Genomic DNA, 18,621 nt, shown 5'->3' with positions numbered 1-18,621 from the left:
GGCTCAGGTCCGCCGCGCCGGCCGGCTCTCGGCGAGCCGGTGGTAGATCCGCTCCGGGGTCAGCGGCAGGGCGCGGTAGCGGACGCCCGTGGCGTCGCGGAGCGCGTTCGCCAGTGCGGGGGCCACGGGGTTGATGCAGCATTCCGCTATCCCCTTCGACCGCAGGGGCCCCACGGAATCCGTCGAGTGCACCAGGAGCACCTCGGTGCGCGGGATATCGGCGAAGCTGGGAATGCGGTAGTTGCGGAGATTCGGGTTGACCATGACGCCGTCCGCGTCGACCTGGTAATTCTCGGTCAGCGCGAAGCCGATGCCCTGGGCGACCCCGCCCTCCACCTGCCCTCGGACCTGCGCGGGGTTGATGACCACGGCGGCATCGGTCGCCTGCACGCTGTACAGGATGCGGATCTCACCCGTCACCGGATGGACGGCGATGCGGAAGCCCTGCGTATTGGAGGTGACGCTGCGGGGCGAGCCGTAGGCCTTGCGGGCGGCGCTGAAACGGATCCCGCGCGCCCGGGCCGAGGCGACGAGTTCGGCCAGCGATACCCGCCGGTCGCCGCACACGACACTCTCGTCCTCCATCGCGCACATCACGAGATGCACGCCCGTATATGCGGCGGCGAATTCCAGAATGCGGTCGCGCACCGCGTTGGCCGCACGGAGCACAGCATTGCCCGCCACGAAGAGTCCCGCGCTCGCGAAGGCGCCGGTGTCGAATCCCGTGCGGTCGGTGTCGGATTGCACCAGACGGATCCGTGACGGCGTCGTGCCCAGCTGCTGGGCCGCGATCTGGACGTGCGCCGTCGAGGTGCCCTCGCCGAATTCGACCGTCCCGACGGCCAATTCGTAGACCAGGTCGTCGCCGAGCGTGACCCAGGCCTCGGAGAGGTGCTCGGTCGGGGGCGCGGTCTCGTGCACGGAACTCGCGACGCCGGCCCCGACGAGCCACCCGGGGCCGGGCGGCGGCATGTCGGCCGTGCGTGCCATGGCGCCCTCCACCAGGTCGATGCACCGTCCGAGACCGTCCTCGGTGAATTCCACGTCATCGGGGCCCTCCGACATGGAGAGCAGCGGATCGCCCGGCCGCACGATGTTGCGCCGCCGCAGCGTGAGCGGATCGAGGTGCAGGGCGAGGGCGAGTTCGTCCATCGCCGATTCCACGGCGAACGCGGGCTGCGTCATGCCGTACCCGCGCAGCGCTCCGCTCGGGACGGTGTTGGTGTAGACGGAGTACGCGTCGTACTTCTTGTGCGGGCAGCGGTAGATCATCACGGCGGCGCCGCCCGCGTACAGCGTCTCGCCGCCGTGGTTGCCGTAGGCGCCCGTGTTCGACACCGTGCGGACCTGGAACGCCGTGAGCGTGCCGTCGGCCTTCGCGCCGAGCCGGACCGTCAGCGTCATCGGGTGCCGGGGCGAGGCCGTGGTGAACTCCTCCTCTCGGGTGTATTCGAAGCAGGTGGGCCGTCCGGTGTCCAGGGTGGCCAGCGCGACCAGATCCTCCGAGATCACTTCCTGTTTGCCGCCGAAACCGCCGCCCACCCGCTTGCAGAACACCCGGAGCCGGTCCGGCCGCAGCGCGAACAGGTGGGCGAGCTTGACCTTCGCGATCGACGGCGACTGCGAACTGGTGCGGACGTGCAGCCGGCCGTCCTCCATCCAGGCGATCGAGCCGTGGGTCTCCAGATGCGCGTGCTGTACCCGCGGCGAGACGTACGTGCCTTCGTGGATCACCTCCGCCTCGGCGAACCCCGCGTCGACATCGCCGAGATGGGAATGGATCTCGCACAGGATGTTGCGTACCGGGTCGCGGACGAAGGGGTCGTGCGCACCGTGGAGTGGGGGCGCGCCCTCCGCCATCGCCTCCTCCGGGTCGAACACCGCGGGCAGCACCTCGTACTCCACCTCGACCCGCCGGCAGCCCTCTTCCGCCGCCCCCGGGGTCTCGGCCAGCACCGCGACGACGCGCTGGCCGACGAAGCGCACGGTGTCGTCGAGGATGCGGGTGTCGTCCGGATCGACGAGGTGATCGGTGTGGATCGCCGTGGTGAAGCGCCTGCGCGGCACGTCCTCCCAGGTGTAGACCCGGTACACGCCGGGCACCGCGAGGGCCGCGCTCTTGTCGATCGCGAGGATCCGGGCGTGCGCGTGGGGGGAGTGCAGCACCTTGACGTAGAGCATGCCGTCGAGGTGGGTGTCCATCGTGAATTCGGCGCGACCGGTGACCACCTCGTCGGCCGCCGGCGGGGCGACGCTGGTGCCGACGGCCTTTCCCGGCGCGGCGCTCTCCACCCCGGCGACGCCCCGCACGGCGTCCTCGATCCCCCGATAACCGGTGCAGCGGCAGAGATTGCCTTTCAGCGCCCGCGGCAGGTCCGCCTTCTGGGCCTCGGTGAACGTGGTCGACGTCATGATCATCCCGGCGGTGCAGAAGCCGCACTGAAAGCCCGGGGCGTCACGGAACCGGCGTTGCATCGGGTGCAGATGGCCGGGCGAGCCGAGTCCCTCGATCGTCGTCACCTCGTGCCCCTCCGCACGGAACGCGGGGGTGATGCAGCTGTGCACCGGATCGCCGTCCAGCCACACCGTGCACGCGCCGCAATCGCCGGAGTCGCAGCCCTTTTTGACGCCGAAGTGACCGAGCGCGCGCAGGAACGTGCGCAGGCACTGGCCGGGGGCCGGTTCGTCGTCGAAGTGCGCGCCGTTCACCCGGTAGTTCATGCCCGGCCCCCGGCGTCGAGTTCACGGCGGATCTCCTCGGCGAAGTGCCGGGTCAGATGGCGACGGTGGTCGGGCGACCCGTTGGGATCCGCGAACCAGACATCGGCGGGCAGGGCGTCGATGCTCTCCTGGAGCGTGCGGGCGTCGGGCAGCGCGTCGAAGGCGAAGCGCACGGGCCGGGTGGTGCCGGCGGTGACGGTGAGCAGCAGTTCGCCCGTGTCCGGGGAGTGCGTACCGATCAGGAAGACCGTGGAGCGGCCGAGCTGGGTCAGGGAGAAACGGCGGTGTGCGGCGCGCTTTCGCAGGGCGGGTGCCGGAAGGAGGACGCGCCGCAGTATCTCGCCGGGAGCGAGCGCATTGCGATGGTCGCCGGTCACGAAGTCCACGGCCTCGACGAGGCGCACCGCACCGTCGGGAGCCCACAGTTCGTAGCGCGCCTCCAGCGCGACCGTCAGCGTGATCATCGGGCCGGCGGGCAGGGACATGCAGATGTTGCCACCGACGGTCGCCGCGTTCCAGACCTTGAACGAGGACAGGAACGCCTCGCAGCTCGGCGCGACGAGACTGCCCGCGCGCCAGTCGTCCGGCAGCGGAAAGGCGTACAGATCGCGGATGGTGCAGGTGGCGCCGATCTCCAGGCCGTGGTCACCGGCGACGAGGGGGACCCAGCGCAGCGCCGTCAAGTCGATCAGGCGGCGCAGGGCGGGCTGCTCCACGGAGAACAGCCACGTTCCGCCCGCCAGCCAGGCATCGCCTTCGCGCCAGTCGGGGCCCGGCCGGTCGGCCGGCCGCCGGATGACTTCGGTGACGGTGTTGAGGTCCATGGGAACCGGTCTCCCTGGCGACGACAATCGTGCGACGGACCGCCTGCCGAACCCGCCCGGCCGGGGCGCGCCGCCCGGGTCCGCGGCAAGGCCGGCATCTCCCCGATCTTGTTAGTATGACAGAAAGGGACAAAAGGGCCGCGGTGCTTGAGCTCGCCGCCCTTTTGGCTGCACAGGGCGGCCGCTCAGATCGGGTCGTCCGGCGCGAGACGCCGGACCCCGGGCAGATGGGCGTCGAGTTCGCCGGGCTCGAACCGGCACATGCCCACCACGTGCCAGAACTCGCCCGCGATGTCACCGTCGTACTTGTAGCCGCCCGAGGGGGACAGCGCGGCCCAGCCGCCCGGCACGCCGACCAGCGTGGCCCGGGGGGTCGGCTCGCCGTCCGCCGGTACGCTCCACAGCCGGACCGTGCCGTCCTCGCCGCCGCTCGCCAGCAGCGAGCCGTCCGGGCTGAACGCCAGGGTCAGGATGCGGCTGGTGTGGCCGGTCAGCCGGGCCGTCTCCCGGCCCTCCAGCGGGTGCCACAGCCGCACCGTGCGGTCGTCGCCCGCCGTGGCCAGCAGCGGCCGGATCGGGTGGGCGGCGGCGGTCCACAGCCGGCCGACGTGCCCCCGCAGCCGGTGCCGGAGTGCGCCGTCCTGCCAGATGATCGCCTCGCCGTCCCAGGACGCGCTCGCCAGCCAGGCGTCACCGGGGCCGTGCGCCACCGCGTACACCCGGGCGGCGTGGCCCGCGAGTTCGGCGAGGAGGCGGCCCTCGGCGAGGTCCCACAGCCGCACGCACCGGTCGTCGCAGCCGGTGGCCAGGCCCGTCCCGTCCGCCCGGAACGCGATCGACCGCACCCGGCCCCGGTGTTCGGCCAGGGTCATCAGCCGGGCCCCGGTACTGCGGTACCACAGCGCCACGGTGTCGTCGTCGTTGGCGGTGGCGAGGATCTCGCCGTCGGCGCTGAACGCCTCCGCCCACACATGGTCGGTCTCGGCGTCGATCTCGCGTTGGTACTCACCGGTGCGGGCGTTCCAGAGGTAGAGGTCGCCGTCGCTGCTGGCGGTGGCCAGTTGGTGGCTGCCGGGGACGAACAGCGCTGAGACCAGGCGGTCGTGGTCGCCGGAGAACTCCCGGGTGCGGCGGCCGGTCGCGGACTCCCACAACCGGGCCACGCCGTCGTTGCCGCAGGCCGCCAGGTACGTCCCGTCCGGGCTGAACGCCAGACTCGCCACCCGCCGCCCGTGACCGCGCAGAATCCGCCGGCCCTGACCGGTGGAGGTGTCCCACAGCCGCACCAGGCCCTCGTTGCCGATGGTCACCAGCACCGGGTCGGCCTCCCGGGCGCCGAAGCGGCTCCGGGGCCGGAACCGGCAGGCCCAGACCGCCCCCTGATGATCCGCGGGCTGCTGGCGCAGCGGGGTCGCCGTCCAGTCCCCGGACCGGTGCGCCACCCGCCACAGACGGACCGATCCGTCGCTGCTGCCCGCGGCCAGCATCGTTCCCTCGGGGTCGAAGACCACTTGGTACACATGGCCGCCGCCCTCGGCCGGCGCCCCGGCAGCGGCCCCGGTCACCGGGTCCCACAGCCGTACCTGCCCGGTGGTGTCGCCGCTGGCCAGCAGCCGGCCGCCGGGGTGGAAGTCCAGGGTGTAGACGCGCCCGGTGTGGCCCGTGAACTCGTGGCGCAGCCGCAGCCCGGCCACGTCCCAGACGCGCACCGTGCCCCGCTCGTCCTCGCCCATGTCCCCGGTGGCCAGGAGGGTGCCGTCCGGGCTGAACTGCGCGCGGTAGGCGGGCCCCCGGTGGCCGTCGAGGGAGCCGAGGAGCCGGCCGGAGGCGGTGTCCCACAGGCGTACCGCCCCGGCCGCGTCGCCCGTGACGAGGGTGCGGCCGTCGGGGCTGAACCCCGCGGTGTAGACGGGCGCGGTGTGGCCGTACAGCCGGTGCCGCGGGGTCCCGTCCGCCACCTCCCACACGGTGACCGTGCCCTCGCGGTCGCCGGTCGCGAGCTGCGCCCCGGCGACGTCCAGGGACACCGGCCACACCCCGTCCGGATGCACCTCCAGCCGGTGCAGGCAGGTGCCGGCGACCGGGTCCCACAGCCGCACGGTGCCGTCCGCACCGCCGGTGGCGAGCACCCGGTCGCGGAACTTCACCGCGTAGACCCGGCCGGTGTGGCCCTGGAGCGTGCGCACCGCCGTACCCGTCGCGGCGTCGCACACCAGCACGCCGCCGTCCTCGCTGCCGACGGCGAGGAGTTCGCCGTCGGGGCTGTAGGAGACCGGCTCGGGCAGCCTGCTGGTGCGCATGTCGAAGCCGTACGGCACGCCGACCGCGGACGGCCGGAAGCCGGCCTCGACGGGCATGCCGGGCGCGCGCGCCGCCGCCCGCAGCTCCGGGGTGTCCAGGGTGGCGTCGTCCGCGACGGTGTTGACGAGGGCGGCGCGCTGCCAGTGGCTGCCGGCCACCCGGGCGCCGCGGAGTTCGGCGCCGATCAGCCGGGCCATCCGCAGATCGGCGCCGCGCAGATCCGCGCCGGTCAGCTTCGCCTCGTCCAGGCGGGCTCCGGCCAGGCAGGCGTCGCGCAGTACGGCGCCGGAGAAGTCCGCGCCGACCAGGGCGGCGTCGGTGAGGTCGGCGCGGGTGAGGTCGACGCCGGAGAAGTCGCGGTAGGAGAGGTCCTCCCCGGCGAGGACGGCGCCCCGCAGATCCGTGTGGGCCGGCACCCGCAGACGACTGAGGACCTTGACCGCGTTCGCCCGGGCGGCCTCCTCCCCGGCGGCCCCCTCCCGGGCGGCGCCCGGCTCGCGGTCCGCGCCCTCGGCACCGCCGGCCAGCACGCGCTCGGCCCACTGCTGGCAGGTGCGGTGGTCGGCGAGGTCGCACAGGAACTCCACCGCCAGCTGGCTCAGCGGGCGGCGGGCGAGCAGACCGCTGTCCCCGGGGCCCGCGCCCGTCAGCTGCGCGGCGGCCTCCCGCGCCACCAGCCACTCGACCACCGAGCCGTGGATGAACTGGAACAGGCCGTCCTCGGTGCGCAGCAGCAGACTGCCCGAACCGACGGCGTGCGCGGCCTGCGGCACGGACAGCCGGCTGTCGGCGAGGCCGGTCAGCACCTCGCCCACGTCATGGAGTTCGTCCAGCCGCAGCGCGCTGCGGCCGCTCTCCCACAGCCGCAGCGCCAGGGTCGTCACGCCCCGCCACAGCTGCCGCTCGCTCAGCCCGGGCACGCTGCCGGGACCGCCCTGGCCACGGCGCTCCTCGTAGCGCAGCCAGGACGTGAACACCTCCTCGTACAGCCCCGCGGGGCTCAGCGCCCGGCCGGCGCCCGCGACGGCTCGCAGCCGCTCGTGGTCGAGGTCGGCGACGAAGCTGAGCAGCCGCGGGTTGCGGCACATCGCCAGCAGGTCGGGGATGCCTTCGAGCAGGCGTACCCGGCGTTCGGCGGCGTGTTCGTCCCCGTAGCGGTTCACCAGGTACGTGCGGATCTGCCGGGGCGAGAACTCCTGGACGGCCAGCACCCGGCGCTGCGGCAGCAGCCCGACGCGCTCCCCGAGCGCGGTCAGCACCTGGGCCTGCGACCGGAAGTGCTGGGTGCGGCTGCTGACCACGATCTTGGCGTTGTCCACCGCGGCGTCCAACAGCATCTGCAGATGGTCGGCGGCGCGCTCGTAGCTGACCTGGTTGACCAGTTCGTCGAACCCGTCGAAGAGCAGCACGATGCGGCCCTGGCGGAGCATGTAACGGAAGGCCCGCAGGTCGATGGTGTCGACGCCGTGGCTCGCCAGATGCGCCGCCACCAGCCCGTCGAGGGTGTGGGCCTTGTCGAGGGTGCTCAGCTCGATCAGCAGCGGTACGGCCTGGGGGAGTTCCTCGGGCAGGCGGCGGGCCAGCTCGCGCAGGGCGAAGGTCTTGCCGTGGCCGAAGTCGCCGAGGAGCAGCACGAAGCGGCCGTGGTCGGCGTCGAGCAGTCGCAGTATGTCCTCGACGAGCCCGTCCCGCTCGGCTCCGCCGGGCCGCTCCACCTCGCGGTAGCGCTGCGGCAGATACAGGCTCGGGTGGTAGGGGAGGTCGGTGCTGAGCCGCTCGGTCTGGCGGGCCACATAGCCGCGCAGATCCAGCAGCCCCTGGAACTCGGTGAAGCTGCGCACCCGGACCCCGCGGCGGCGGGCCCGCTCGCGCAGCTCCGGTGGCGGGGGCGGGCCGTCGTGGACGAGTTCGGCGTCCGGCGGCGAGTCGGAGGCGTGGAGGTGGTCGAGGAAGCGGTCGACGAACTCCGGCTGCGGGGTGCCGGCGCAGACCGCCACCCGCTGCTGCCGGACGAACCCGGACTCCGTCCAGGTGACAAGCAGTTGGGGCAGCTCGCCGGGCACCCGGCGCAGCTGGGCGCCCTCGTGGCGGGTGCGGCAGACCTCGGTGACCCGGGCGATCAGGGTGTCGAGCGGGTCCTCCACGGTACGGCCGGCCTCCGGCGCGGGCGCCGTGGAGCCGGCCTCCGGCGCGGAGTCCGGGGCGGGCGAGGGCTCCGGGCCGCCGAAGACGCGCCGGCTGCCCTCCCATCCGGTGGCGAAGCTCCGCGGCCGCCCGTCGGACCGTTCCGGCCAGCGGGTGACGCCCTCGCCGGTGATCCGGAGCAGCTGGTGCCGGGCCGGGGCGGCCGCGCCGAAGACCGGCAGGTCGCCGGCGGCGAGGGGGAGCGCGGCGGCGGTGGGCGCGGCGGACGAGTCCCGGGGGCCGCCGGCGGGCCCTTGCAGCAGGAGGTGCAGCCGCGGCCCGGTGAGCCGGGCGAGGACATCGGCGTCGCGGACCGGCGCGGCGCCGGACGCGGTGTCCTGACCGCTCCCGCGGCGCGGGCCGCGGTCGCCGTCCGGCGCCGCGCCGGACCCGCCGTCGGAGGTGAGCGGCCGGTCCGCCCCCACCGGATGGCGCAGGGCCCCGATCCGCAGCCACCCCTCCTGCTCGTACGGGCGCAGGGCCTGGGCGAACCAGGCCGCCTGCTCGGGCCCGAGCAGGCCGTGGCGGTCCTCGGGCCGGTGGCTGTACGCCATCGAGGAGTTGAGCCCGGCGACGACGGTGCGCAGGGCGGGGACCGGGAACAGGCTCCAGGGCTGGTCGCCGTCGAAGACGACGTCGAGGCCCTGGTAGAGCTCCTGGAACAGCCGGTGGTAGTGCCGCCACTTCGGCCAGTAGGGCGGCCTGGGCTGCATCTCGTCGGCTTCGCAGGTGCTGAAGTAGGCCCGGCAGGCGGCCTGGCTGACGTCCTGCCCGCCGGGGACGACGGCGAGCCGGTCGGGGTCGAGGCCGAGCCGTGAGCGCAGCCCGGTCAGGAAGCTGAGCGCCTGTTCGCACTCCCGGGGGCTGCCGGACGCCGTGAGGTCGCCGGTGACGATCAGGAGGTCGGGCTCGGGCGCCCCGGCGTCGGCGAGTTCGACGAGGTCGCCCCAGATCGCCGCCTGGAGCGCGGCCGGTTCGGCGCCGCGGCCGAAGCACGGCCCGGCGAGGTGCAGCACCGAGACGGCCTCCCGGGACGGGCCCGCCGCCACGGCCTGGGGGTAGCGGGGCGGCACCGCGGGCCGCCGGCGCCCGGCCCAGCCCGTCCGGCCGAGCGGACGGTGCGAGGAGGGCCGCGGGATGCTCGGCGCGGCGGCGGCCGGCGCGGTGCGCGCGGGCGGGCCGCCGGGGAAGCCGGGGCGCGCGGTGGGCCGGGCCCGGCCCTCCAGGGCCTGGCCGACCCGGGTGAGCAGCAGGTCCCGGGCGGCGGCGGTGTCGCTGACGCCCACCAGGTCGACGTAGGTGATGGTGGCGAGCAGGCCCTCGACGGGGATGTCCTCGGTGCGGACCGTGATCAGCCTGCGCTCCGGGGCGTCGGGGTCGGCGCGCAGCGCGGCCTGCCACTCCATCCGCCCGTACCGGGAGCGCTCGTAGTTGCGGGAGAGGACGGCGATGACGGCGGCGGACTCGCTGACCCCGCGGTCCATGAAGTCGACGAAGTTCGTGCCGGCCACGAAGTCCCAGGCCTGCACGACGGTCCGGTAGCCGGCCTCCTCCAGCGTCCAGGCGATCCAGGAGGCCCATCGCTCGTCGGCTGGTGAATAGCTGATGAAGAAGTCCAACAGCTGCGTTTCCCCCGAAAGTTCCTGACGCCCGGCCATGACGCCATCCTAGGGAGCCGCTTCCCGGCGGGCACCGGGTTCGCACAAACGGTGTGCCATGCTTTGCGGGTGCGTGCCGCCATACAACGTCTCCATGTGCTGGACTGGCTGGCCGGGGGGATGCTCGCCTGCGGTCTGCTGTGCCTGGCCACCGGGCTGCTGCCGGCCGCCTCCGCCGGGGACGCCATGCTGCGCGTCGCCCCGCTGCTCGCCTTCCTCGCCACGGTGATCGTCCTTGCCGAACTCACCAGCGCGGCCGAGGTGTTCGACGTGGTCGCCGCCGGTGTGGCGCGCGCCGGGCGGGGGAGTTACGCCGCGCTGTTCGTGCTGTGCGTGGCCTTCGCCTCGCTCACCACGATCACCCTCAACCTCGACACGACGGCGGTGCTGCTCACCCCCGTCATGCTGGCGCTCGCCACCCGGGTGGGGATCGCCCCCGTGCCGCTGGCCATGACGACGGTGTGGCTGGCCAACACGGCGAGCCTGCTGCTGCCCGTGTCGAACCTGACGAACCTGCTGGCGGCGGACCGCGTCGCGCTCACCCCCACCGGGCTGGCGGCCACGATGTGGGCTCCCCAGCTGGTGGCCATCGCGGTCACCATGGGCTGTCTGTGGCTGTTCTTCTGGCGGTCCGGCCGGCGCGGGGCGCGCAGTTACCCGCCCCCGGCGCCGCACCGGCCCGCGGACCGTGCGCTCTTCCGCGTCTGCGCCCTGGTCTGTGCGGGCTTCCTGCTGGCCATCCTGCTCGCCGACATCCCGCTGTGGGCGGCCTCGGCGGCGGCCGCCGGGATCGCGGTGGCGGCGTTCGCGGTGCGCCGCCGGGACGCGCTGCGGCTCTCGCTCGTGCCGTGGCGGCTGCTGGTCCTGGTGCCGGGGCTGTTCCTGGTGGTCGAGACGGTCGACGCGAACGGGCTGCACGAGCTGCTGGCGGCCGCCATCGGCACGGACGGCGGGCTGCCCGGCATGCTGCGCGCCGCGTCCGTCGGCGGCGGGCTGTCCAACGTGCTCAACAACCTGCCCGTCTACCTGGCCGGCGAGGCCGCCGTGCCGGCCGGCAACCACCACCAGCTGCTGGCGCTGCTCATCGGGACGAACGTCGGCCCGGTGGTGACCCCGTGGGCCTCGCTGGCGACGCTGCTGTGGTTCGAGCGCTGCCACGCCCAGGGGGTGCGGGTGTCGATGAAGACCTTCGTGGGGACCGGGGCGCTGCTCGCCGCCGTCGCGCTGCCGGCCGCCACCGTCGCGCTCGCGGTGGCCGGTTAGGGCGATTCCTTCAGCGGACGCCGGCCCCAGCTCCCCGCGCGGCCAGCTCCAGCAGGTGCGGGATGACGTCCGGGCGTCCGGCGACGAAGCTGCGGTCGATGTCCGGGCCGGTGGCGGTCCCGCGGAACGGCCCGCCGTCCAGGGCCCGGATCTCCACCCCCGCCTCCGTGGCGAGCAGGGCGCCCGCGGGCAGGTCGACGCCCTCCGCGCGGTAGCCGACGAAGCCGTCGATCGCCCCGCGGGCGAGCATCGCCCAGGTCAGCAGGGGCGCCCACAGCTGGAGCAGCCGCCGGGAGCGGACCTCCAGCACCTCCTTCAGGGCCCGCGCCGCCGGATCGTCGCGGGCGACGCCGTGCCCCTGGGTCCAGGCGAGCAGCGGCCCCGCGGGCGGCAGGGCGCGCCCCGGGCCGGTCAGCCGGCCCCGCGGCCCGTACGCGCCGCAGCCGGCGAGCGCGGTCCAGGTCCGGTCGGTGACCGGGTCGTGCACGACGCCGACGGCGGCCGCGTCGCCCACGCACAGGGCGATGCCGACGACATACGCGGGCAGGCCGATCACGACGTTGTTGCTGCCGTCGAGCGGGTCGACCAGCCAGGTGCGCGGGGTCTCGCTGCCGCCGGCGCGGTCGCCGTCCAGCGTCCCGGCCTCCTCGGCGAGGATCCGGTCGTGCGGATAGCGCTCCCTGATGCGGCCGACGATCAGGTCCTCGGCCATCGTGTCGAGTTCGGTGACCACGTCCCCGTCGTCGCCCTTCGCCCGCACGCCGTAGTCGTCGAAGTCGTCCTGGAAACGGGAGCGCAGCAGGGCGCCGGCCTCCCGCGCGGCGGCGACGGCCAGCTCCCGCTCGGCCGCGAACCGCACCGAGGGGCTGTCAGGGGCAGGGGTCATGGATCCTCCTGAGCACGGTCCGCGCGGTCCGGGCGGTCTGCTCGGCGTCGCATGCCTGTCGTACCACTCGATGGCCGGTGCCGTGCAGCGGTCCGAGGGAAAGGTCGAAGCGCCCCGGCACGGTCCGGCCGAGCACCAGCGTGGCGGCGGGGCGGCCCTCCGGGACGACCGTGGTGTGGAACTCTCCCGCCGGCAGGGTGTACACCGTGCCGCGGTGGCTGGTCTGTTCGGGGCCCGGCTCACAGCTCACCAGCCGGGAAGTCGGCTGAATCTCGTCCACGCCGGAGGGGCGGCTGAGGACCTCGAACACCCGGTGGGTGGGCTCCGCCGGCCGCTCGACGACCCGTACGCGCAGATTGCCCACCGCCCCGTACAGCACACAACTGGTCAGCTCCCAGCTGTGCGAGTGCACCTCGGAGGTGGTCGGCCGGGCCGCCCGGGCGGCCGGCTCGCCGCCGAAGGCGTGCACACAGACGCCGTGGTCGCCGACGCGCTCCACCGGGAAGCACAGGAAGCCCAGCGGATGGCGCACGGCGCGCAGCCCGCGGCGGCCGGAGGCGATCTCCTCCAGGACCGAGGCGGCCGTCTCGAAGATCTCCGTGGGGGCGCCCTGCCGGTGCATGGCCCGTGCGAGCCGTCGGTGGTCCATGGGGCTGTGCACTCGGCAGCTCACCTCCGGTACGGGTTCTCCGCGCGCAGCGCCTTGTCGATGACCTCGCTGACGTCTCCGTCGGTGAAGGACGTGGGAAGCGGCAGGCCGAGGCCCTCGAAGAGCCGGAGGGTCTCGTCGACCGTCGGCTCCTCGCTCAGCGGTACGGTGCGGCGCAGGTCGAGCGCGACGGCCTGCTCCCGGCTCTGGTGGAGTTCGGTGACGTAGTAGTCGTAGAGCGGCCGGTCCCGTTCCACGAGGAGGTTGACCCGCCGGGGGTCGTCCTGGGTGATGATCAGGCACGAGGCGGAGAGGTCGAAGCGCAGCGTGGGCACCACCGACGACAGATGCACGTCGATCTCCAGGGTGTCGAGCCGCTGCCGGTGCCAGCAGGCCGCGAGCACCGTGGCGAACGACTCCTTGCGGGTGCGGTCGGCGCTCCAGCTGTCCGGCGGTACGACGTCCAGCCGGTGTGCGAAGGTCTGCCGGAAGCGGGCGTAGGCGGCGCAGGCCTGCTCGTCCCCCGGGTGGATGATGTCGATCTTGACGGTCAGGGAGCGGCGCTGGAGCTGCGCCTCCCGGATACAGACCGGCAGGGTGACCGCCCGCAGATAGGTTCCGGTGCCGCCCTTGAACACCCAGCGGTCGGTGCGGTGGCGGGCCCGGTCCAGGGCCTGCTCCAGCTCGGCGCCGGTCAACGACCGCACCATGGTGAGGTCTTCCAGCGCCCGGTGCGTCGCCGACATCGCGCCCTGGATGTCGGCCACCCGGCGTCTGCGCTCGGTCAGCGTCCCGAAGACCAGTGCGGCGAGCACCAGCAGGGTCGCGCCGGAGATGACGTTGTCCTGGATCGCCCCGCCGAACACGTCGAGCAGCCCGATGACCAGCGCGGCGCCGAGTGCGACGACGCTGTCGAGATTGCGGAGGGTCCAGGCGACGGAACTCTCGACGCTGTGCCGAGTGTGCCCTGCCTGCCCTGCCTCTGCGGTCCTGCGTGCCACGCCCACGACCTCTCCCCCGGGTACCGGCATCGTAGGAGCGGGCCGAGCCCGGCGGCCAGGAAAAGGGCCGTTGACGATATCTTCTGCGCCACCCGCGCGCGGTGCCCTCCGGCCGTCAGGACGGGGGACCGCTCCGCTGCGCCGGGAGCAGCGCGCCCGTCCCGCCGGCCGCTGCCGCCCGTTCGCGGTCCGTGCCGTCCGTGCCGTCCGTGCCGGGCGGCGGATCGGCGCCGCGTCGTGCGTGATCGCTGACCTTCAGCAGCAGGGCGATCAGCAGCCAGTTGGCGACCATCGACGAGCCGCCCTGGGCGAGGAACGGCAGCGCCTTGCCGGTCAGCGGCATCAGGCCGGTGACACCGGCCGCGACGACGAAGACCTGGAGGGCCAGCGCCACGGCCAGTCCGAGGGCGAGCAGTTTGCCGAACGGGTCCCGGGACAGCAGCGCCGCGCGCAGGCCCCGTTCGGCCAGCAGGACGTAGAGGAGCAGCACCGCCATCAGCCCGGCGAGGCCGAGTTCCTCACCGACGGTGGTGAGGATGAAGTCGGAGCGGCCGGCGAAGCCGATCAGTTCGGGGTGGCCCAGGCCCAGGCCGGTGCCGGTCATGCCGCCGGAGCCGAAGCTGAACAGGGCCTGTGCGGCCTGGTCGGAGATCAGGCCCGGCGGGCGCCGTTCGGGCGGAAGGAAGATGGCGAAGGGGTGCAGCCAGGCCTCGATCCGGCCCTTGACGTGGGGTTCGGTGGAGCCCACGACGGCCGCGCCGGCCACGGCCATCAGCGCGCCGCACACCACCCAACTGCCGCGTCCGGTCGCGACGTAGAGCATCACGATGAACAGACCGAAGAAGATCAGCGAGGTGCCCAGGTCCCGCTCCAGGACCAGGACCAGCAGGCTCGCGATCCAGACGGCGACGATCGGGCCGAGTTGCCGGCCGGGCGGCAGCCGCATGCCCAGCGTCCGCCGGCCGGTCAGCGCCAGGGCGTCGCGGTGGATCACGAGATATCCGGCGAAGAACACGGCGATCATGACCTTCACGAACTCACCCGGCTGGAAGGACAACGGCCCCAGATACACCCAGCGCTTGGCCCCGTAGGTGTCCCCGGGGTAGAGGGCCGGGGCGATCAGCAGCACGAGTGCGGCCGCCATGGTGACGTAGATGTAGCGCTGAAGCCGCCGGTGGTCCTTGAGCAGGGCCACCGTCAGGATGCAGGCGGCCACGCCGATGACGGTCCACAGGAGTTGCTGCCCGGCGGCGGGCGGGGTGCGGTAGGCGTGGTCGAGGCGGTGCAGGAGGACCAGGCCGAGGCCGGTGAGCAGGGTGGCCACCGGCAGGATCAGCGGGTCCGCGTCCGGGGCGAAGCGGCGCAGCGCGAGATGCGGGGTGACGGTCAGGCAGCACATCGTGAGCGCGAACTCCGCGGTCCGGTCCGGCAGCGCGCCCCCGGTCGCCATGCCGACCGCGAGGTAGCCGAAGAGCACGACGACCACGACAAGTCCCAGCAGCAGCGCCTCGGTCCGGCGCGCGGCCGGCGCCCCCGGGGTGCCGCCGGAGCCGGTGGCCCGCCGGGCCGCGAGGGTCAGTCCACGCACGGGACGCCGCCTCCCTCGACCGTCTCGCGCCGCGGCGCGCCACCGGGCGACGGGGAGGCGCCGGAGCGGCCGGCCGCGGGCGGGCCGGCGCTGCCGCCCGCCCCCTTGTCCGGTCCCTCGTCCGGCCCCTTGCCGTCGGTTCCGGGACCGATGCGCTCCCGCACCAGCCGCCGGATCGTCGCGGGGTCGACCAGGTTCACGTCCTCGCCGTGGTGCTTGGCGAAACCGGTGATGGGCAGCGTCGAGAACTCGACATCGCCGCCCGAGAGGTTCTTCGCCTGTCGGAGGAAGCCGGGCAGGTCCCAGCCCTGGTCGATGACCACGTCCTGCTTGGCGGCATCGAGCAGGCGCAGCAGCCGGGCCGGGTCCGTGAACGTCTCCGCGCTGTCCAGCTTGTGCAGGGCCGAGGCGAGGAACGCCTGCTGCCGGCGGGTGCGGTCCAGGTCCCCGCGCGGCAGACCGTGGCGCTGCCGCACGAAGGCGAGCGACTGGGCGCCGTCCAGCGTCCGGCGGCCCGCGGGGAAATCGGCCCCGGAATAGCGGTCCTCGACCGGGTGCTTGAGGCAGACCGGCACGCCCCCCAGGGAATCGGCCAGGTGGTAGAAGCCGGCGAGATTCACCTCGGCGAAGTGGTCGACGGGCACGCCCAGGAACTGCGAGACGGTCGTGATCGCCGCCCGCCGCCCCGCCTCGCGCCCGGCCTGTTCCAGGGCCCGGTGATCCGCGCCGCCCCGCCCGGCGAGGACGTTCTCGTGGTGGGCCTTGGCCAGCCCGTACGCCTTTTTGATCTTGTCCCGGGGGAAGCCGGGGATATCGACCAGATCGTCGCGCGGTATCGAGAACGCGGTGGCCCGGCCGCCGCCGGCCGGTACGTGCAGCAGGATCAGCGTGTTGGTGTTGTAGCCCCCGATCTCGGAGCTGCCGGCGTGGAGCTTGTCCAGCACCGCCGGGGGCAGGTCCTCGCCGTTCTGGTCCTTGCGGCTGTCCAGCCCCATGAGCAGGATGTTCGTCGCCCCGTCCGTGGACCGGGCCGCACCGTCCAAGGCCCGGGAGCTGCCCATGCGGCCGAAGACGTCGTGGTAGACGTACCAGCCGCCGAATCCGGCCACCACCAGCACCAGCGCGAGGAAGGCGAGCGAGAAGCGGACGGCCCGGGAACGTCCGCGCCGGTGGCGGCGGGGGCGGGCGGCGTCGGTCCCGGCCGGCCCGGGGGAGGCGTGACGGCGGTGGTGCATACGGGCGTCCTGTCGGTCTCGTCCCGGCGGCTCTCGGCGGACGAGGCCACGGGCGCTGGGGGCGAGTCCCGAGTGTGGGCGGGGCCGGCTGAAGGAAAGCTGAGATTCCTGACGGCGTCTTCAGGCTCCCGGGCCCGACGGCTCCGTCAGGCGCCCCGGGCGGGGAAGCGGGCCACCAGGAGCGCGCCGTGCTCGCTGGGCTCCACCCGCAGGCTGCCGCCGTGGGCCCGTGCGATGTCCCGTGCGATGGCCAGGCCCAGTCCGGTGCCGCCGCCGCCGCGGTGGCGGGCGGCGTGCAGCCGGGTGAAGCGCTCGAAGACCTGCTCGGCGGCCTCCGGCGGGATGCCCGGCCCGTCATCGGCGACCCGCAGCACCGCCTGCCCCGTGGCGGGGTCGACGGCCGCGCCGAGGCGGACCTCGTGGGACGCGTGCCGCAAGGCGTTGTCGACGAGGTTGGCCAGCAGCCGCTCCAGCTGCACGGCGTCGCCCCGTACGGGCACCGGGGCCGCCGCGTCCAGCACCAGCGGCACCCGTGGGCCGCGCCGCCGGGCGATCTCCTCCGCGCACAGCAGCGCCAGATCGGCCGGCTCGCCGGCCGGGACCGGGTGGGTGTCGAGCCGGGCGAGCAGCAGCAGATCGTCGGCGATCCGCTGGAGGCGCACCGCGGCGTCCAGCGCCTGCCGTACGGACGCGGCCGACTCCGGGTCCCGCGCGGCGCGCAGCGCCACCTCCAGCTCGGTGCGCAGCGCGGCGATCGGATTGCGCAGCTCGTGGGAGGCGTCGGCGGTGAACTGCCGTTGCCGCGAGACCGCTTGCTCCAGGCGGTCGAGGGTGCGGTTGACCGTGCGGGCCAGCTGCGTGATCTCGTCCTTGCCCCGGGGGTCGGGCACCCGCCGGTCCAGCTCGCTCGCCGTCACGGACGCCAGCTCGGCGCGGATGGCCTCCACGGGGCGCAGCGCCAGCCCGGTCACCGCCCAGGCGATGAGGGCGGCCAGCGCCATCAGCAGCGGACCGCCCGCCAGCAGCGTCACGCCCAGCGCGCGGGTGGCGTCGTTGAGGTCGGCCAGCGTGGTCAGCGCGTAGACGTAGCGGGTGCCCTGCGCCGAGTCCGCCCGGACGACGACGGCCAGGCTGCGCTGGCCGGACGCCGCCGTGGCGGGCAGGACCGTGCTGCTCGCCTCCTTGCCCGGACCCGGCCGGAAGCCGGCGAGTCGGTCGGCGCCGGCCGTCGGGTCCGGTCCGGTGCCGGCGAGCGCCTGTCCCCGCGACCCCAGCACGACGACGGCATCGACGCCGCCGGCCGGCTGGGGCAGATGGCGGGGGAGCGGGCCGGTGCGGGCGGCCACCTTGCGGGCGGCCAGTTCCGTGCGGTCCTGGGTGTTGTCCAGGAGATTGTCGGTCAGCGTCATGTACAGCCAGGCGCCGCCCACGGCCAGGACCATGGCCATGACCAGCGCGGCCGCCGTGGCCGACCGCGCCCGGACGCTGTGCGGCAGCGGCAGCGCGCGGACCAGGGCGCGCAGCCGGTCAGCCGCCATCGGGGGCGATCCGGTAGCCGAGGCCGCGCACCGTCCGGATGGCGCGGCGCCCGAAGGGGAGGTCGACCTTCTTGCGCAGCGAGCTGATGTAGACCTCGACGATGTTGGGATCCATGTCCAGCGGCGAGTCCCAGACCTCGTGCAGGATGTGCAGCTTGGCGACCGTGTCGCCGTCCCCCGCCATCACGCAGGCCAGGACGGCGAGTTCACGGGCGGTCAGCTCGATCTCGGTGTCCCCCCGGCGGCAGCGGCGCGCGACGGTGTCGACGACGAGGTCCCCCGCCTGCAGGGTGGGGGAGTGCACCTGCTGCGCGCGACGGCCCAGCGCCCGCAGCCGCGCCAGCAGGACGACGAAGGAGAACGGCTTGGCGAGGTAGTCGTCGGCGCCCGAGTCGAGGCCCTCCGCCTCGTCGTGCTCACCGTCCTTGGCGGTCAGCATCAGGATGGGGGTGGTGTCCCCCGCGTGCCGCAGTCGGCGGCACACCTCGTACCCGTTCAGGCCGGGCAGCATCACGTCCAGGACGAGGGCGTCGTAGTCGCGGACGCGGGCGCATTCGAGGCCGTGGTGTCCGTCGTGGGTGACATCGACCCAGTGGCCCTCCAGGGCCAGTCCCCGCCGCAGGCTGTCGGCCAGCCCCTCCTCGTCCTCGACCACCAGAATGCGCATACCGGCAAGGATGACATATCCCTTAAGGCAATTGCCTTTCCGTCCGTCCGGCCGGAGACGATTTCCGCACGGGCGCCGCCCTTCCGCGAAAACGCCTCGGCGGGCG

Annotated in this window: 11 protein-coding genes; 1 reads left to right on the top strand and 10 read right to left on the bottom strand. The window is 74.0% G+C overall.

All coding sequences use genetic code 11. The features are described from left to right. Positions 1-3: 3 nt before the first annotated feature. The 3 genes from ACQP17_RS08035 to ACQP17_RS08025 form a co-directional block, all read right to left on the bottom strand. Positions 4-2,721 carry a molybdopterin-dependent oxidoreductase gene (locus ACQP17_RS08035; protein ID WP_433855643.1) on the bottom strand — a complete coding sequence of 906 codons (2,718 nt, stop codon included), beginning with the start codon at positions 2,719-2,721 and terminating at the stop codon, positions 4-6. Beyond that, positions 2,718-3,545, bottom strand: a complete 828-nt coding sequence (locus ACQP17_RS08030; protein ID WP_433855642.1) for an FAD binding domain-containing protein — start codon at positions 3,543-3,545, stop codon at positions 2,718-2,720. Before ACQP17_RS08030 ends, ACQP17_RS08035 begins: the two co-directional genes overlap by 4 nt. A gap of 185 nt (positions 3,546-3,730) precedes the next feature. Then, positions 3,731-9,688 carry a TIR domain-containing protein gene (locus ACQP17_RS08025; RefSeq protein ID WP_433855641.1) on the bottom strand — a complete coding sequence of 1,986 codons (5,958 nt, stop codon included), beginning with the start codon at positions 9,686-9,688 and terminating at the stop codon, positions 3,731-3,733. Between the two features lie 120 nt (positions 9,689-9,808). Between ACQP17_RS08025 and ACQP17_RS08020 the strand changes: the two genes are divergently transcribed. After that, a complete protein-coding gene (locus ACQP17_RS08020; protein ID WP_433859848.1) occupies positions 9,809-10,951 on the top strand; it encodes an SLC13 family permease in 1,143 nt (380 codons plus the stop codon). Between the two features lie 10 nt (positions 10,952-10,961). Here the strand turns inward: ACQP17_RS08020 and ACQP17_RS08015 are convergent, their stop codons facing one another. The 7 genes from ACQP17_RS08015 to ACQP17_RS07985 all read right to left on the bottom strand — a co-directional run bounded on the left by ACQP17_RS08015 (position 10,962) and on the right by ACQP17_RS07985 (position 18,515). Further along, positions 10,962-11,837, bottom strand: coding sequence for an inositol monophosphatase family protein (locus tag ACQP17_RS08015; protein WP_433855640.1), 876 nt, complete (start codon positions 11,835-11,837; stop codon positions 10,962-10,964). Beyond that, complete coding sequence (locus ACQP17_RS08010) at positions 11,821-12,498, bottom strand: hypothetical protein (protein WP_433855639.1); 678 nt, start codon at positions 12,496-12,498, stop codon at positions 11,821-11,823. Before ACQP17_RS08010 ends, ACQP17_RS08015 begins: the two co-directional genes overlap by 17 nt. A gap of 8 nt (positions 12,499-12,506) precedes the next feature. Then, on the bottom strand, positions 12,507-13,487 hold the full coding sequence (locus ACQP17_RS08005) for a hypothetical protein (protein WP_433855638.1): 981 nt from the start codon (positions 13,485-13,487) through the stop codon (positions 12,507-12,509). 115 nt (positions 13,488-13,602) lie between these two features. Beyond that, on the bottom strand, positions 13,603-15,075 hold the full coding sequence (locus ACQP17_RS08000; protein WP_433855637.1) for an FtsW/RodA/SpoVE family cell cycle protein: 1,473 nt from the start codon (positions 15,073-15,075) through the stop codon (positions 13,603-13,605). Then, the gene (locus tag ACQP17_RS07995; RefSeq protein WP_433855636.1) at positions 15,063-16,310 is read right to left on the bottom strand and encodes an LCP family protein; all 1,248 of its coding nucleotides are present in this window, start codon (positions 16,308-16,310) and stop codon (positions 15,063-15,065) included. Before ACQP17_RS07995 ends, ACQP17_RS08000 begins: the two co-directional genes overlap by 13 nt. Before the next feature lie 146 nt (positions 16,311-16,456). Further along, positions 16,457-17,848 carry an ATP-binding protein gene (locus tag ACQP17_RS07990; protein ID WP_433855635.1) on the bottom strand — a complete coding sequence of 464 codons (1,392 nt, stop codon included), beginning with the start codon at positions 17,846-17,848 and terminating at the stop codon, positions 16,457-16,459. Then, positions 17,838-18,515 (bottom strand): response regulator transcription factor, encoded by a 678-nt coding sequence (locus ACQP17_RS07985; protein ID WP_433855634.1) that lies wholly within the window; start codon positions 18,513-18,515, stop codon positions 17,838-17,840. The genes ACQP17_RS07990 and ACQP17_RS07985 overlap by 11 nt, the downstream gene beginning before the upstream one ends. Between the last annotated feature and the right edge of the window lie 106 nt (positions 18,516-18,621).

It is taken from the genome of Streptomyces kronopolitis, assembly GCF_050953795.1.
In the GTDB taxonomy this organism is placed as follows: Bacteria; Actinomycetota; Actinomycetes; order Streptomycetales; family Streptomycetaceae; genus Streptomyces; species Streptomyces kronopolitis_A.
The sequence above is the reverse complement of the archived record's forward strand: the minus strand, read 5'-3'. Positions and strand labels throughout refer to the sequence as shown.

Excerpts from the sequence above, each read along its gene's own strand:
- ACQP17_RS08035 (WP_433855643.1), bottom strand. The coding sequence starts at position 2,721 with ATGAACTACCGGGTGAACGGCGCGCACTTCGACGACGAACCGGCCCCC.
- ACQP17_RS08030 (WP_433855642.1), bottom strand. The coding sequence starts at position 3,545 with ATGGACCTCAACACCGTCACCGAAGTCATCCGGCGGCCGGCCGACCGG.
- ACQP17_RS08025 (WP_433855641.1), bottom strand. The coding sequence starts at position 9,688 with ATGGCCGGGCGTCAGGAACTTTCGGGGGAAACGCAGCTGTTGGACTTC.
- ACQP17_RS08020 (WP_433859848.1), top strand. The coding sequence starts at position 9,809 with ATGCTCGCCTGCGGTCTGCTGTGCCTGGCCACCGGGCTGCTGCCGGCC.
- ACQP17_RS08015 (WP_433855640.1), bottom strand. The coding sequence starts at position 11,837 with ATGACCCCTGCCCCTGACAGCCCCTCGGTGCGGTTCGCGGCCGAGCGG.
- ACQP17_RS07995 (WP_433855636.1), bottom strand. The coding sequence starts at position 16,310 with ATGCACCACCGCCGTCACGCCTCCCCCGGGCCGGCCGGGACCGACGCC.
- ACQP17_RS07990 (WP_433855635.1), bottom strand. The coding sequence starts at position 17,848 with ATGGCGGCTGACCGGCTGCGCGCCCTGGTCCGCGCGCTGCCGCTGCCG.
- ACQP17_RS07985 (WP_433855634.1), bottom strand. The coding sequence starts at position 18,515 with ATGCGCATTCTGGTGGTCGAGGACGAGGAGGGGCTGGCCGACAGCCTG.